Below are 14,998 nucleotides of genomic sequence, written 5' to 3'. Positions count from 1 at the left end.
TTATTTTTTCCGGAACTTGCCTTTCAAGCCTTTCCAGAAAGGTTCTGACGTGGGCTCGTCACCGGCGGGCGATGGCGCGTCCGCAGGAGGCGCCGCGACGGCCGCTGCCGTAAAAGCGCTCGCCGCCGGCGCGGTTGCGCCCTCTTCCCGATCCTCCAGGGCGGCCAGATAGGCCGCGCGCGTTTGGTTGTCGGCCAGAATGCGATACGCCCGATCCAGACGGGTGCGGATCAAGCCCAGCAGATAGCGAATTTCCGGCAGGGAATGGTGCTGGTCGAAATTGGCGAGCAACCCGGCCAGATAGCGGTCGTAGGCCGTTTTGACGTCGACCGGCGAAGCGTCCGGCGAGATTTCCAGAATCGCGAAGAAATCCGTCGCATAGAGCAGATCCAGGGTTTCCAGCAATTCCAGATAGCGATGATCCTGTTCCAGGGCGATGTTCTGGCTCAGTTTGATGGGCGCATAGCCTTTGCCCTGGTAATGAATCTGCCGATAAGCCTTGAGCGCTTCCAGCCGGTCCGGATCCGAAAGCAGGGCATTGTTGTATTGCTCTTCGGCCAGATTCCGGCGGCCTTCCATCAGGTAGATTTGGCCGTGCAAAAACGCGGCATCGGCGTTGCCGGGATCCTGGAGCAGCGCCAACCGCAAATACTCGCGGGCAATGGCGCCCATGATTTTTTCCTCGTCGCTTAATTGCGATGCCTGCAAATACAACGCATAACCCAACCAGGCCAGGTACGAGACCTGGGACGGCACCGCTTGTTGCGCTTCGCCGAATTGCTCCACCGCATTTTTAAAATCACGGTTGTTCAGATAGCGCATGCCGCGTTGGAAATGCTCGGCGGCTTGTTGGCGCATTCCGGGCGAGACCGGTTGCCGCGGATTGACGTTCTGATGGCGCTTCATCTCCTCGTCGTAACATTGCCGGCTGTCGTCGCTGGAGAGAATCGTGTAGGCGACCGTCAGGCGGGTGAAAATCTCGTCCGCCTGCTCCCGGGCGACCGGGTTCGCCTTTTGATAATGCTGTGCCGAGCGAAAACGCGCGGCCAGCTCGAAATACACTTTTTGCAGTTCCTTAGCGCCGATGTCCGGTTTCACTCCCAATACCTGATAATAGTTGAGCCCCTGAATCTGCAGGAAGAAGGTCTTGATGCGTTTCTGGTACTCTTTCAGTTCGTCGTCGGGCGCGGCCTCGCCCGCTTCCACTTCTTCGTCCTGCAGCACTTGCGCTTTGCGGTTGGCATAGATCATCCGGAGTTGTTTCAACGCCTCCAGATTGTTCGGATCGTTGGCCAACACGCCTTCGTAGTAGGTCTCGGCCCGCTTGTCCTGACCGAGATCGGAATAAATTTGACCGAAGAACAAAAACGCGTCGGGCAGATGAAAATCGAGTTCCAGGGCTTTGTTCAGGTACCGCAGCGCTTGCGTCGGTTCGGTTTGATCGTGCCCGGACCGTTGCTTGTAATGGGCATAACCCAGGTAGGCATGGTAGTCGGCGGTGTTTTCGTCCAGATCCACGGCGGCTTGGAAACGATCAATCGCCTGCAGGTAGTTTTCGGTGGCCAGCGCGGCCATGCCTTCCTGGAACAGCATTTCGGCTTCCAGAATTTTCGCTTTGCCGGCCGGGCTGATTTCCCGGCCGTCCTGGCCGGCCGCGGGTCGTTCGTCGCCGACCCCCACGAAAATCCGGTACGCGTCCGTCAGGCGGTCAAAAATCGTTTCCGCTTTGACCTGGGTCAAGAGATCGCTTTGGAAAAACAGTCGCCGCGACAAAAGCCGATGGCACGCCTCGCGATAAATCGGGGACGGGTCGCTGATCGGGTCGGCCGGGGAAGTGCCGAGCAATTCGGCGGGCGAATACGAATAGGTGCGGGTGAACCGCGTTTCGATTTCCTTCCGGTATTGCCCGTCGCCCAACGGCAGAAGAAGGCTTTGCGGACAAAGCGCCGTCCGCCGTTCCAGATTCATGGAGATCGCGTCGACGCAGAGGAGCAGGTAGATAAACCGCATCGCCGCCGTATTTTCCAGTTCGGTCTTCGCCAGGATTTCCGCCAGGGTCAGTTGACCGTCGATGAGTTCCCATAGCTTCCGTTCGCCGTGCGTCGGGGCCAATTTCGACAAACGTTTCGGGCCTTCGGCGGCGATTTGCACGACCGCGGTCAGCCAATATTCAAACTCGCGCTGCAGAGTCGCGATCGAATGAATGTCCTCGACGCCGCGGCGCAAAAGCGAACGGACGTCAATCGACAACGGAACGATTTCCGGGGTGACCACGGTGGGCAGCGGGTCGAACCAATAATTGCCTTCCTGCCACCGGAAGAGATGAAACACCTTTTCCTCGAACTCTTTCTGCATCATCTGAAACAGATCGTGCGGGCCGATCCGTTGTTCTTCGAGCAGCACCTCGCCGAGCTTTTTCCCGGTCTGGTTCATCGCCTGCCAGTATTTTTTCAATTCGTCGTGCGTCAGCAGCTTTTCCCGTTCCAGAATCCAGCCCAGACACTCCCGCCGATTGCCGCCGTTGACGAAAACCAGATTGCCGTTCTGCCAGTAGAGATCCTTGCGCACCTTGCCCGATTGGACATGCAAAATGCCGGTTTCGCCGATTTGCCAGAAACCGCCGAGCACGCGGGCGAACGGCACGCGGCTCAAGCTGCCCGCGGTACGCAACGGATCGACGTACAGCCGGATAAACGGCGCATCTTCCGACCCCGCCTCGGCATCGGGGTCCAGATCGCCGACGATTTCCGGATCGAAGCCGTCCAGGAAAATGCTGAGTTTGCGCAGGAGATCCTTGCCGTCGAAGGGCTTGACCAAAACGTCGTCGGCGCCGTGTTTGATGCGCGCCTCGTGGGCCAGATTGAAATTCCGGAGGACGCCGCCCATGATCAAAATCGGCGTATGGGCCCCGGTGGTTCTCTCCAATTGCCGGATTTGATTGCACAGGCTGTAGCCATTGCCGCGCGGCAGCAGCACTTCGATCAGGATCAGGTCGAACTGGATGTTCTGAACGATGGACAACGCTTCCGGTTCGTCCTTGGCGAAAATGACTTGGTCGCCGTGTAGGTCAAAAATTTCCTCGATCGACTTGCGGGTGTCGGAGGTCGGGTCGACCACCAGGATACGTTTCGGCATCATGACTAGGTTTATCCCCTTGTGTCCTTAACTATTTTCGCCGGCCAAACAGCGAACCGAGGATCCCCTTTTTGCTCTTTTCTTCGCCGGTTGATGTCTCGCCGACGCCGCTGGACGAACTATCCTCATTGTAACGCTGTGTCAGCAGGCGGATTTCACGCAATGCCTCGATGTGATCCGGTTCCAGTTCCAGGGCCTTATCATAGTAAGCCTTCGCGCGCGCCAGCTTATTCATCCGGCGATTGATCCGGCCCCAGACGAGGTAGCTTTCCGCCAACCGGGCATCGCGCTCGACGGCGGTTTGCAACAACTTCTCGACCTTGGCCAGAATGCCGGGATTATCGCGGTAATCGCGGTTGAAAAGCGCCCAGGCGTAGTAGGGCAAGATGATCGGGTTGTTGTCCTTTCCGTCGCGGATCATTTCCTCGAGCAACTCGCCGGCGGAATTCCAGTTGCCGGCCTGCAAAAAGGACTTGGCTTTTTGCACCATCCGCTCTTCGGCGACCTTGCGCTCCAACTCGATCTGCTGCTTCTGGTTTTCCAGGAGCTTGAGATTGTTTTCGTAGTTGGCGCGTTTTTGCTCGGAAGACAGTGTTTCGTACGCCTCGTTGATCAGTACGAAGATTTTCTCGGCCGTATCCAATAGGTGGGTGTTTTTGTACAAATCCGGATGGTATTGCTTGGCCAGTTCAAAATAGCGCCGGCGGATCGTTTCTCCAGTCGCTTGTTTGGAGACGCCGAGCATCTCGAAGTAGGTGCTTTTCTCCATTTCCTCGAGGGTTTTCTTGAGGCGGTCGCCTTCCTCTAAAACCTGCTGTTTATCCGTCTCGACCGCCGCGAGTTTGTCGGCGGTCAGCGAGGGATAGAGCCGGCGCCTGGCAGAGCGCAATTCGACATCGTCCGGCAACCAGGCCAGCAATTGACCCACCAGGGTGAAGGCGTCGTCGGTTTTGCCTTGCGCCTCGAGGACCGCCAGGTATTCCCGCTTCGCTTCGAGGTTGGTGGGGTCGTCCTCGAGAATTTTGCGCATTTCAGCCATCTGAAATCGCACTTGATCCGGCTGCGGATTCTGCCGCTGCGTCAGCCAGGCAAACCAGAAACGGTATTCGGATTGGTGCTTGGCCAACGAAACCGCTTCCTGCAGCAATTCCTTGGCGGCCGTGGACGGTTCGTCGGCGAGCGTCCGGCGTCCTTCCAGGTAGAGGATCTCTGCCTTAATGTCCGCGGCGTGATCGTAGTGGAAGAATTCCGTTTCCAGTTGGCGGAACGACGCAAAACCGTCGGCGCGGCGCCGTTTTTCCCAGACAACGAGCGCTTCGAAGATTTGGCTGGATTTGTCGAAGATCTGCCGCGACAACTCCCGCAATTCGGGCGGCAACAGATTTTCGTAAGCTTTGTTATGGAAGTTTTGAGCGATGATGTAATAACCTCTTCGCAATTCTTCCTCGTCGAACAGGCGGCTGATGCCCAGCATCTCGAACGGCGGTTGTTTCAGGACCGTGGCGCCCTTCTCGCGCAGTCGCTGAATCAAGGCCATGCCATCCACGCCCAGTTCGACGGCCCGGTCCGGTTGGCGCCCTGGTTTGGCATTGGTGTGCGGCGGGAAATAGATCGCCCCGACCGTTTCCAGGACCAACAACGCCTTCAGCCCGCGCGCGGTGGTCTTACCACTGCCCAGCAGAATCTGGCGAACGGTTCGGCCTTGCGCAACCGCCTGCAGGACTTCCTTTTCCGTGGCGTCGAACGAAAGATCGGCGACCAGACTGTCGGCCTGATTGCCGACCCGCGGCACTTCTTCCAGGCGCGTGCGGTATTGATTGCGCAGGTAGGAGAGCGGCATCGCCTGGCGTAAAATCTCCACCAGGATCAGGCCGATATCCGGCAGTTCGCCGCAGCCGTGAAGATAGCCGGGCATTTCCTCGTCGAACAGGAAAACGTAAGAGCCGACTTGCCAACGAACCAAGTCGGTCAGGCAGGTCGTGATCCATTGCCGGAAAAAGGAAGCCGCTTCGTCGCCGCTCAATCCGCACCAATTCACAGCTCGCTCGATCAGGTTGCGTGCCCCTTTGTCGTCGTCCAGATGGTCGACGCCGGCCCGCAATTGCGCGAGCGTGGCCAGCTTCCGGTCATGGAGAAAGCGCCAGAACGAATCGCGGGCCAGATTGGACTCGATTCCGGCGATTCGGCCCTGCCGGAAAAAAATCTTTTTTACAATTCGTTCCTGGCGGATCAGCAAGGCTCCGGTTTCGCGCTGGGCGGCGAGCGAGAGAAGCAGCTCGCGAACATGGAACTGCGCGATATCACCCAGGTAACTGATTCGGTAATCGTACATTTTGCCGCATCCGGATATTGTCTGTTTTCACAAAACGCCTAACCATAATGGAATTTTCATTATATCGCAAACCCATGGAAAATTGGAAAGGGAAAATTTGGCCTTTGACTTTTCCTGGCGGGTTCGTTAAATGAATCTGGCTTTTCTGAAAACATTCCCTTGGAGTCTACGACTTGAAAAAATACAGCACCTATCGGGATGCCGGTGTGGACATCGATGCCGGCAACGAGTTCGTCCGGCGGATCAAGCCGCTCGTCCAATCCACGTTCCGTCCCGGCGTTCATACTGAGATCGGCGGGTTCGGCGCGGCGTTTTCGCTCAGCTCCACCTACTTCAAAGACAAGGAAATGCTGTTGGTCAGCTCCACGGACGGCGTGGGGACCAAGCTGAAAATCGCTTTTGCCACCGGCATTCACGACACGATCGGCATCGATCTGGTCGCCATGTGCGTCAACGATATCGCCGTCATGGGCGCCCGGCCCCTTTTCTTCCTCGACTATTTCGCCACCGGCAAACTGTCGGTGGACACCACCGTCAAGGTCATCGAGGGAATCGTGGCCGGCTGCAAGGAAGCGGAATGCAGCCTGGTGGGCGGCGAAACCGCCGAGATGCCCGACATGTACTCGGAAGGCGAATACGATCTGGCGGGGTTCACGGTCGGGGCGGTGGAAAACGACAAGCTGATCGACGGTTCCTCGATCACCGTGGGCGACCTGATCATCGGCGTCGGCAGTTCCGGCGTGCATTCCAACGGTTTTTCCCTGGTACGGAAAATCGTCTTCGACCAACTTGGTTTGAAGGTCAACGACATCGTTCCCGAGCTGGACAACAAGACCATCGGCGAGGTCTTGCTGACCCCCACGAAAATCTACGTACGGCAGGTCCATGCCGTCATTCGCGATCTGACCGTCAAGGGAATGGCTCACATCACCGGCGGCGGTTTCATCGACAACATTCCCCGAATTCTTCCCGATCGGTGTAAAGCCTTGATCCGCTCCGGCTCCTGGACGATTCCACCCATTTTCCATTTCCTGCAGCGGGAAGGCGAAATCGATCAGCACGAAATGTTGCGAACGTTCAACTGCGGCATCGGCCTGACGATGGTTTGCGCGGCGGCCGACGCCGAAACCGTCGTTCACCGGCTCAACGCCATGGGTGAAAACGCCTGGATTATCGGCGAAATCACCGAACGCAAGGGCGATGACCCGCACGAAATCGAATTCGAATAATCCATGCTGGGTAAACTTTTCGACGTTGCCGTAATCGGGACCGAACTTGCCGGTTTGGTCGCGGGCGCCCTGCTGGTCAAACGCGGATTCCAGGTCGCGGTGATCGACGTGGAAAACGAACGCCAGCAGGTCAAACGGCAAGGCTATACCCTCAAACCGTTCCCGGGCCTGTTCTTCGGCTTCGGCCAGAACCAGGTATTCAACGATATCTTCGTCGAATTGGGCATCCCCTTCCTGGAAAAGAAGCGCTTTCAACTGGCCCAACCGGCGTATCAAATCGCCCTGCCCGAGGCCCGCATCGACATTTTACAGGGCCGCGAGGAATGGACCCACCTGCTGAATCTGACCTTCGGCGCCGACGCCGGGGCCTTGACCAATCTGCTCAACGAGGCCGATCGCTACAGCAGCCAGGTCCGCAGCCTGCTGACCAAGGAAGTGGTCTATCCCGCGTATTCCTTCATGGAGCGCTACCGCCTCAACCGCACCAGCGGCAACATGGGGGCCGACTTCAAGGAGCGATCCCGGACCTCCTTCGACGAATTCATGGACAGTTTCGGCCTTTCGGCCGAGGCGCGCGCTTTCATCGAGGCGCAGTTCTACTTCCTGGCCCCGACCTATCCGGACGATCCGTCGCTGTTCTTCGCCTCGCTCGTGCTTTCGGCGCTGAACAAAGGAATCTATTCCGTCGAAGGCGGACTCCGGATTCTCGAAGATATCTGCAAGGAACGGATCAGCAGCTACCGCGGCCAGTTGCAGCGCGCCGGCGAAATCGAGGAGATCGATTTCGCTCGCGTCAACGAAATCAAACTGGCGGGCATCAAGGAGCCGGTCCGCTGCAAGAAAATCCTGGTCTGCAACAACATCGAGGAGTTTTTCAGCCGTCATTCGCCGAAAACGTTGCGCGGTTCCTACAAAGAACGATTCGAAGAACCGCCGCACCGGCGCCACTTGTTCACTTTGTACGTCGGCGTAAAGGACGAGGTCATTCCGGTTGGCATGAACGAAAACGTCATTTTGCTGACCGATACGCAAAAGCCCGCGACCGAGCCCGACAACCTGGCCTTCGCCAGCCTCAGTCCGCTGGATTCGCCGGATTACGCGCCGCCGGGAAAACGGCTCATCGCGATTTCCACTCTGGTCTTGCCCGAAAGCGGCGAACTGAACGCCATCGAGACGCGATCCCTCTCCGACCGGATGGTGGCCCAATTACGCGAACTCATTCCGTTTCTCGATGAATTCACCGATTTTGTCGCTTTTGAAGAAAGCTTTGCGCTCTACCAGGCCTCGCGCCGCACTCCGGCCACGCCGCCGATCAGCCTGGAAGACAAATACGGGATCGCCTGTTTGCCGAACCGCACGCCGCACAAGGACGTTTATTATGCCGGGAAAGCCACCCTCCCCGGCATGGGCATGGAAGGCGAAGGAATCAGCGCGGTCATGGTGACGAATCTGCTGGCCAAGGCGCTGGCCAAATAGCGAAAAGGTCAGAAACGAAAAAAGAAAATAGCCTCTTGCATTTCTTCTTCATTTTTGACATATTTGGCGCCCACTTTTGGTGAAATGGCATCAAGGGAGATACGATAAATGTCGAGAGTATGTGAAATTTGCGGCAAAGGCCGCCAACTGGGACACAACGTCAGCCACGCGAACAATCGGACCCGCAAGGTCTGGCAGCCCAACTTGCAATTGATTCGCACCCTGGACGAAAAAGGCAATTCCAAACGGAAGCACGTCTGCACCCGGTGCATCCGCGCCGGCAAAGTCGTCAAACCGTCTTGATGATGCCGCGCCAGACTGCCAAGCCGTGCTGATTTTCGGCGACGCCCCAGGTGTGTCCGCACGGCGCACCGGGGCGTTTGCATTTAATCTCGTCCCTCGTCTTTCTTTAATGAGCCGGCCGCTTTGAAATCCTGCTTTATCATGCTATTTTGAAACGCCGACGGATTCCCGCTTCCGAACGCGAGTCACTACGATGAAATTTTTCTTCCTGTCGCTATTGCTTTGTCTTTTGTTTTGTCCGGGCTGCGCCGACGAAGCCGACAACGGCCGGGACGGCGAGGATTCAACCGACGACGACAGTTATACTCCGGCCGATGACGACGATGACAACGACGACGCCCCCGGCACCGACAAAGCCAAGGTCTTCGAAATCAATCCGGTGCTCACCGATCAAATCATGAAGACGACCCTGGAGGATGTCGCGGATGATGCCGGCGGTGCGTTGATCAGCCGGATCGATGACGAGGGCATCCGCAAATTGCGCGTCCTGACCTGTTCCGACGAAGAGGAAACCATCGACCTCCCCGGCCTCGGAACCCAACGGATCTGCACTCTTCGCCCATTGGCGAATAAGAACGAAAACGGCGATTTTGTTTATCCGGATTGGCCGACAGCCGTGGCCGGGGTTTACGATCCGAACGACGTTCACGCCGAGGTGGAACTCTATTATCACGCGCAAAAAATCTACCGGTTCATCACCGGCGAAAACGTGGGCGTCTTTACGCATCTGCCCGGCCGCCACAAGGTCAATGGCGAGGCGACGCCGATCAATCTGGTGGCGAATTACCGCCTGCCCACGACGACGGGCAACCTGGAGCCGATATCCACGGCGTTCTACTCGCCGCACGAATACATGCAACAGGGCATGGCGGAAGTGAACGGCCTGCTCGGTTACGAGGGCGATTTCCTGGTGTTCGGGCAAGGATCGCACGCGGACTTTGCCTATGACGGCGAGACGATCTACCACGAATTCGGCCATTTGATCAATTACGCGACCGCTGGATTGGAATACAATATTTACGCGGATGAATACGGCCTGTGCAACCTGACCAACGCCTTGAACGAAGGGCTGGCGGACACATTTTCCTGGCTGGTTTCCGGAAACCCGACCGCACTGTTCGCCTACCTCGAACAAACGGCTGGCCCCGGCTTTTCCCGCGACGTCGACAACGATCTGGCCTTTCCGCGCGATCTGCGGGGTTTCGATCCCACGGATGGCGGCATCATCGCCGGGGCGAATTTCGCGGTTTATCAGCAACTCGCCGCCGAACCGGGATTGTCGCCGGAAGTTTTTACCCGCCTCATTTTGCTAACCTTGCTGGAATTGCCGCAAAGCGAGGAACCCGATTCCTTCGCCAAATATGCCGACACGTTTCTGGCGATACTGGAAAGCGAAGGGTTGAGCGAGGCCGCGCCCGCGATTCGCGAGATCTTCACCGCGCGCGGTCTTTATGAAACGGTCCGCGCCAAGGAGATAACCGATTACCGGGAGGCCGACCATCAGCTGCTCATTGTCGGCGGCACCTATGACGCGCCGTGGAACGTTTCGATGGACCTGCGGATCGAGGACGCGGTTCTCGCCGCCGCGCCGGCATACGTTCAGGGTATCGTGGATTTACCGTCCGGCGCCTCCACCCTGGTCATCACCGCGACGCTACTGTCCGCGCCGGATGCGCCGATGTACCCGGACCCAACGGATTGGGATCTGCGGCTTTATCTGCGCCGGGTCGAACCGATCCGCTACGTCGAACAGACCGATGGGACCTTCCAGGTGACTTACGATCAGGCCGTCGCCGCCGAGGCCGAAAAACGGGACCGGAAAACCGAGAACACGTGGCGGGCCGAGGGTCTCACGGCGGGCAACCGCTACTATCTGCAGTTCGTCAATTTCGGCGAGGCTTCCGCGACCCTGATGAACCTGGACATCGCGGCGCAATAACTGCGGTGAATTAAAACGCCGTTCCCGCCTGGACCAATCCCGTCAAATCCGTCATCACGATGAAGACCGTTTCCTTTTCCGGGATTTCCCGTTGTTCGATGTTCAAGCGCACCGACCAGCATTTTTCCAGGCTGTGCACCTCGATGCCGTAGCGGGTCTCGATGAAGTAGCTGTCGATGAAACTGTACCGGGTGAGATAGTCGAAGGACAACACGTCCAGCAGATTGTAACGCGCCAGGCCGGAGAGATACTGGATATCCACCTCGCCCGCTTCGTCGACGTGATAGCGGTATTCGGCCCCGATCGCGTCGTCGCGCGAGTTGCCGAGCAGCCCCATGATATCGAAGCGGGTCACGTCGTCCTGGTAGGTGTCGTATTCCAGGTCGCCGCGCACCAGAATCTGGCTGAGATAGCTGCCGGCCGATCCCAAAGTTTCCAATTCCAGGCGCCAGGGCTGCCATGGGCGGCGCTCGTCGTTCTCGACGGTCGGATCGAGCGCCCGTTCCGCTTCGGCGAAATCGTAGCCGTGCAAGACGCGGAAATCGGTGAGCTTGAACGTGTGAAAGCTCTTGTCGCGGGCGGAAAACAATCGCATCCACAGGCGATTGGTCAAGCCGTAGGCTATTGCGGACAGGCGCGGCAGGCGGTCCTCGCCGTCGAAAACGGGCAGTTTGTCCTGGTCCGGTTCGTCCCGGTATTTGTATTCGACCGCCGGCTCGATCTGGTGTTTTAGGCCGCGCATGACCGGCAAACTGACGGTATAGGGCCGTTCAAACCGCGTGTAGAGCCGCGCCCCGACCTCGCCGGTCGCCCGGCTGACCGTGCGATCCGCAAGGCGATCGTTCAACTGGTAAAAAGTGCCCTCGCCCAGGGCATAGGGCGTCAACGTGAGCACCTGGTTGAAATTCAGTGGCGAATGCAGTTCCGGCAGCACGGTGAAGCGCCGCCCGTCGGTCAGGAAATAGTAGGAATGCGAATTGCCGGTCAACTCGTCGAGGTCTTTCTCGGTCGGGGAAATTTTCGGGCGATAGAAGTTGGTGGCGATGGCTTGCGAACGCCAATAGAGTGGGATCGGCCCGATCTGCTGGGAAACCGCGTCGAAACTCGCCTGCGGATAATGCTGCCAGGTGTAGCTGTTGTCCTCACTGGTCAGAGTTTTCCAGTATTGCGCCGCGACGTTGAGGTCGTAATTCTGCCAGAGGTTGTTCACGATCACGTCGCTGCGGATGAAACGGTCGTAGCGCGCCGACACGTCGTGCGGGAAATCGTTGACGTAATCGTTGTCGGAAATCAAGCTGATCTGATTGCGCAAGTAGAGTTGTTTGGCCGGGTTGAACCGCTGCTCGTAACCGATGGACCAGCGGCTTTCATCGTTTTCCAGGTGATCCTGGATATAATCGACGTTCGCCTCGCCATACCAGCGCTTGTTCATCAGGTAGCGGTAATCGAGTCCCAGTTTGGTGCCGCGATTCTCATACCAGTCGGTGTTGAGGGTCGCGTCGGCGTGATCGGCGATGTTCCAATAGAACGGCAGCCCGATGCGGTAGCCGTCGTCGCTCGCCCAACCCGTCGCCGGCCAGAGAAAGCCGGTCGAGCGGCGGACCTTGGCGGGAAAGATGCCGTACGGCAGATACGCCACCGGCAGCCCTTGCAGGTAAACGCGGCCCCGCTCGACGATCGCGTAGCCGTCGAAGGTGACGTCGATGAAATCGGCGGTCACCAGCCAATCGGCCTCGTCCGGCCCGCAGTCGCACGTCGTGTAGTTGCCTTCGTAAATGAGGTAGCGGTCGGGGCCGACCTTTTCGATACGCCGGCCGTGCAGATAGTAGTTGACGTCATTGCGAATGATGACGAAGGACGCGCGCGCGATCACCGCCGTTTCGCTTTCCAGCGCCAGATCGAGCGCGTCGGCTTGGAAGCCGCCGTCGGGCGCCGACAGCGAGATGCCGCCGTCGGCATGCAGGAGCTTCGCCGTCAGGTCGAGCACCACGTTCGCGGCTTGCAGCGTATTGTCGCCCTGTTTCAGAACCGCGTTGCCGGAAGCGCGATAAATCGACTGGAAGGCGTCGTATTCGACCCGATCGGCTTCCAGGGTGATCGGCTCGTCCGATTTGAGCACGTTTTGCAGAAACGGTGTGATCGAGCGGGCGTTCGGATCGTCGGCGACCGGTTCGTCGTCGGTGTGTTTTTTCGTTTCGTCGGAGCCGCCGCGAGGATCGTCCCCCGCTTGCGCCCAGGCAACGCAAGGGAGCAAAAGCAGCAAAATGACCAACCACCGACAATGCTTCATGGGCCGGTTTCGCCTGTCAGTTTACCGCGCACATGGCCGAGCAGATAAATGCTGCCGGCGACCAGAATCCGGCCATCGGGACCGGCCAGGCGTTGCGCCAGAGCCATGCCTTCGTCCGGATCCGCCGCCAGATGAACCTCGGAATTGAACGGCCGGACGATCGCCGCCAGTTTTTCGGGGGAGATAGCGCGATCCATCGGCAGGGTCGTGCAGATGACTTTGCCGACCAATGGCGCGATGCGTTCGACCACTCCCGCGATGTCCTTGTCTCCCAGGCAGGTCATCAGCCAGACATCGGGGCGCGGTTCGCCCACCAGGGCGCTCGCCAACACCGCCGCGCCGCCGGGATTGTGCGCGGCATCCAACAGCCAGGACGGCCGCCCGGGAAAAGCTTCCAGACGGCCCGGCCAGACCGTCGCCGCCAGACCGGCGCGGATCGTCGCCGGGTCGGTGATGCCGAGTTGTCGCGCGGCGCACACCGCGATCGCGGCGTTGCGGTATTGATGCGAGCCCTTCAACGGTACGACCAGATCGGCGATTTCCTCTCCGCCGCAGCGAAGCGACAAACGGCCGTCTGCGACGCGATAGGTGAAATCACGCCCCAGTAAAGTCAGGGGACAGCCGGCTTTCGCCGCCTGCGCGACGATCAACTCCCCCGCGTTTTCCAGCCCACCCGCGGCGATCGCCGGCACTCCGGGTCGAAATAGCGCGGCCTTCTCGTCGACGATTCGTGCGACGGTATGGCCCAGGTATTCCACGTGGTCGATGGAAATATCGGTCAGGATCACCAGGTCGCGCGGCAGGGCGTTGGTCGCATCCAGCCGGCCGCCCAGGCCAACTTCCATCACTGCCAACTCGACCCCATTGCGGTGAAAATAGTCGGCGGCCATCGCGGTGAGCATTTCGAAAAATGTGATCGGCTCGGGCTCGCCGGAGCGCCGGAAGGGTTCCAACGCCTCCCACAGCCGCGCCGCCGCCGCGGTCACTTCTTGCCGGGTGATGCGCCGGCCGTCGATCTGGATCCGTTCGGTAAAGCTGGTGAGGTGCGGGCTGGTGAATAAACCGGTGCGAAGGCCGGCTGCCCGGCCGATCGACGCCAGCATGGCGCTGACCGATCCCTTGCCGTTCGTGCCGCCGATAATGACCGTCTGCCGCCCGGGGCGCGGGTCGCCGAGGCGGGATAAGAGCCGGCCGATGTTTTCCAGCCCCAGCTTGATGCCGAAGCGTTGCAGGTCAAACAGCCGTTGCACGGCCTGTTCGTAGGATGAATTCATGCCTCGCCGCGACGCCCCCGCGCCAGCGCCAGATGGGCCGCGCCCAACGCGCCGACGATTTGCGGCTCCTCGGAAATGATCAGCTTGCGGTTGAGCCGGGTTTCCAACGCCTTGACCACCCCGACGTTCTTCGCGACGCCGCCGGTCATGACGATCGGCTCGGTCGCGCCGACCCGTTCGGCCAGACTGGCGGTGCGGTCGGCCACCGACCGGCAGACACCCCAGGCGATGCGCGCGGCCGCCACGCCTTCGCCGATCAGGCTGACGACCTCGCTTTCCGCGAAGACCGTGCACATGGAAGAGACCTTCAGATCCGCGTCGGATCGCAGGGCCAGCGGCCCCAGATCCTCCAGATCGACTTCCAGGGTCCGCGCCATGACTTCCAGAAAACGGCCGGTGCCGGCGGCGCATTTGTCGTTCATGACGAAATCCGACACGACACCCTCGTCGTTGATCCGGATGACCTTCGAATCCTGCCCGCCGATGTCGATCACCGTGCGGGCGCCGGCCACCAGAACGGCGGCGCCTTTGGCGTGGCAGGTGATTTCCGTCACCTTGGCGTGGGCGAATTCCGCCTTGTTACGCCCGTAACCGGTCGCAATGCAAAACGCGACGTCCGCCGCCGAAGCGCCGATTTGCGCGATCGCGCCGTCGAAACTGGCCTTGGCCGCCTTGGCGCTGCTGGCGCCCGTCAACTGGATGGTTCGTGCCAAGACCCGACCCTCTCCGTCCAGTAAAACGGTTTCGGTGGACAAGGAGCCGATATCCACGCCGGCATAGATGATTTTCCAGTCATCGCTCATTCAAAAGACTCCCTCCAAGCATGGTGATCAAGCACTTTACTTCATGGCCGACGACCGAACAAGCAGGCGGCGATTTCCTGTTTATACTTAGGCAATATGTCCCCTTAACTGTGCAGCAAAAATGTCCCCTTGGTTACGTAGAGTTCGGAGCCGAGGCCTGATAGACCCACGTCCAGTTGGTTGTTCCCTTTCGATTTTCCGTTTTGCATCGGGCTTT

The 14,998-nt window shown here is 59.0% G+C and carries 9 protein-coding genes; 4 read left to right on the top strand and 5 right to left on the bottom strand.

The features are described 5' to 3' along the window. Both GX444_07585 and GX444_07580 read right to left on the bottom strand, forming a co-directional pair. Positions 1-3,138, bottom strand: coding sequence for a response regulator (locus tag GX444_07585; GenBank protein ID NLH48450.1), 3,138 nt, complete (start codon positions 3,136-3,138; stop codon positions 1-3). A 28-nt stretch (positions 3,139-3,166) separates the two neighbouring features. Continuing rightward, positions 3,167-5,467, bottom strand: a complete 2,301-nt coding sequence (locus GX444_07580; GenBank protein ID NLH48449.1) for a DnaJ domain-containing protein — start codon at positions 5,465-5,467, stop codon at positions 3,167-3,169. Positions 5,468-5,640: 173 nt separating this feature from the next. On the opposite strand from GX444_07580, the gene GX444_07575 reads away from it, so the two are divergent. The 4 genes from GX444_07575 to GX444_07560 all read left to right on the top strand — a co-directional run bounded on the left by GX444_07575 (position 5,641) and on the right by GX444_07560 (position 10,414). Then, positions 5,641-6,696, top strand: coding sequence for a phosphoribosylformylglycinamidine cyclo-ligase (locus GX444_07575; GenBank protein NLH48448.1), 1,056 nt, complete (start codon positions 5,641-5,643; stop codon positions 6,694-6,696). 3 nt (positions 6,697-6,699) lie between these two features. Continuing rightward, positions 6,700-8,172: an NAD(P)/FAD-dependent oxidoreductase gene (locus GX444_07570; GenBank protein ID NLH48447.1), complete on the top strand. Its 1,473-nt coding sequence runs from the start codon at positions 6,700-6,702 to the stop codon at positions 8,170-8,172. 108 nt (positions 8,173-8,280) lie between these two features. Further along, positions 8,281-8,475, top strand: coding sequence for a 50S ribosomal protein L28 (locus GX444_07565; GenBank protein NLH48446.1), 195 nt, complete (start codon positions 8,281-8,283; stop codon positions 8,473-8,475). Between the two features lie 193 nt (positions 8,476-8,668). After that, positions 8,669-10,414 (top strand): M4 family metallopeptidase, encoded by a 1,746-nt coding sequence (locus tag GX444_07560; protein ID NLH48445.1) that lies wholly within the window; start codon positions 8,669-8,671, stop codon positions 10,412-10,414. 10 nt (positions 10,415-10,424) lie between these two features. Here GX444_07560 and GX444_07555 read toward each other — a convergent pair whose 3' ends face one another. The 3 genes from GX444_07555 to GX444_07545 are packed head-to-tail and all read right to left on the bottom strand — an operon-like array spanning position 10,425 to position 14,763. Continuing rightward, on the bottom strand, positions 10,425-12,704 hold the full coding sequence (locus GX444_07555) for an LPS-assembly protein LptD (GenBank protein ID NLH48444.1): 2,280 nt from the start codon (positions 12,702-12,704) through the stop codon (positions 10,425-10,427). Beyond that, the gene (locus tag GX444_07550) at positions 12,701-13,978 is read right to left on the bottom strand and encodes a bifunctional folylpolyglutamate synthase/dihydrofolate synthase (GenBank protein NLH48443.1); all 1,278 of its coding nucleotides are present in this window, start codon (positions 13,976-13,978) and stop codon (positions 12,701-12,703) included. The genes GX444_07555 and GX444_07550 overlap by 4 nt, the downstream gene beginning before the upstream one ends. After that, positions 13,975-14,763: a 2-hydroxyglutaryl-CoA dehydratase gene (locus tag GX444_07545; GenBank protein NLH48442.1), complete on the bottom strand. Its 789-nt coding sequence runs from the start codon at positions 14,761-14,763 to the stop codon at positions 13,975-13,977. Before GX444_07545 ends, GX444_07550 begins: the two co-directional genes overlap by 4 nt. Positions 14,764-14,998 lie beyond the last annotated feature (235 nt).

It is taken from the genome of Myxococcales bacterium, assembly GCA_012517325.1.
Lineage (GTDB): Bacteria > Lernaellota > Lernaellaia > Lernaellales > Lernaellaceae > JAAYVF01.
The sequence above is the reverse complement of the archived record's forward strand: the minus strand, read 5'-3'. Positions and strand labels throughout refer to the sequence as shown.

Bases quoted from the DNA above. Each gene is read 5' to 3' on its own strand.
- GX444_07555 (NLH48444.1), bottom strand. From the start codon at position 12,704: ATGAAGCATTGTCGGTGGTTGGTCATTTTGCTGCTTTTGCTCCCTTGC.
- GX444_07560 (NLH48445.1), top strand. From the start codon at position 8,669: ATGAAATTTTTCTTCCTGTCGCTATTGCTTTGTCTTTTGTTTTGTCCG.
- GX444_07565 (NLH48446.1), top strand. From the start codon at position 8,281: ATGTCGAGAGTATGTGAAATTTGCGGCAAAGGCCGCCAACTGGGACAC.
- GX444_07580 (NLH48449.1), bottom strand. From the start codon at position 5,467: ATGTACGATTACCGAATCAGTTACCTGGGTGATATCGCGCAGTTCCAT.
- GX444_07585 (NLH48450.1), bottom strand. From the start codon at position 3,138: ATGATGCCGAAACGTATCCTGGTGGTCGACCCGACCTCCGACACCCGC.
- GX444_07550 (NLH48443.1), bottom strand. From the start codon at position 13,978: ATGAATTCATCCTACGAACAGGCCGTGCAACGGCTGTTTGACCTGCAA.
- GX444_07570 (NLH48447.1), top strand. From the start codon at position 6,700: ATGCTGGGTAAACTTTTCGACGTTGCCGTAATCGGGACCGAACTTGCC.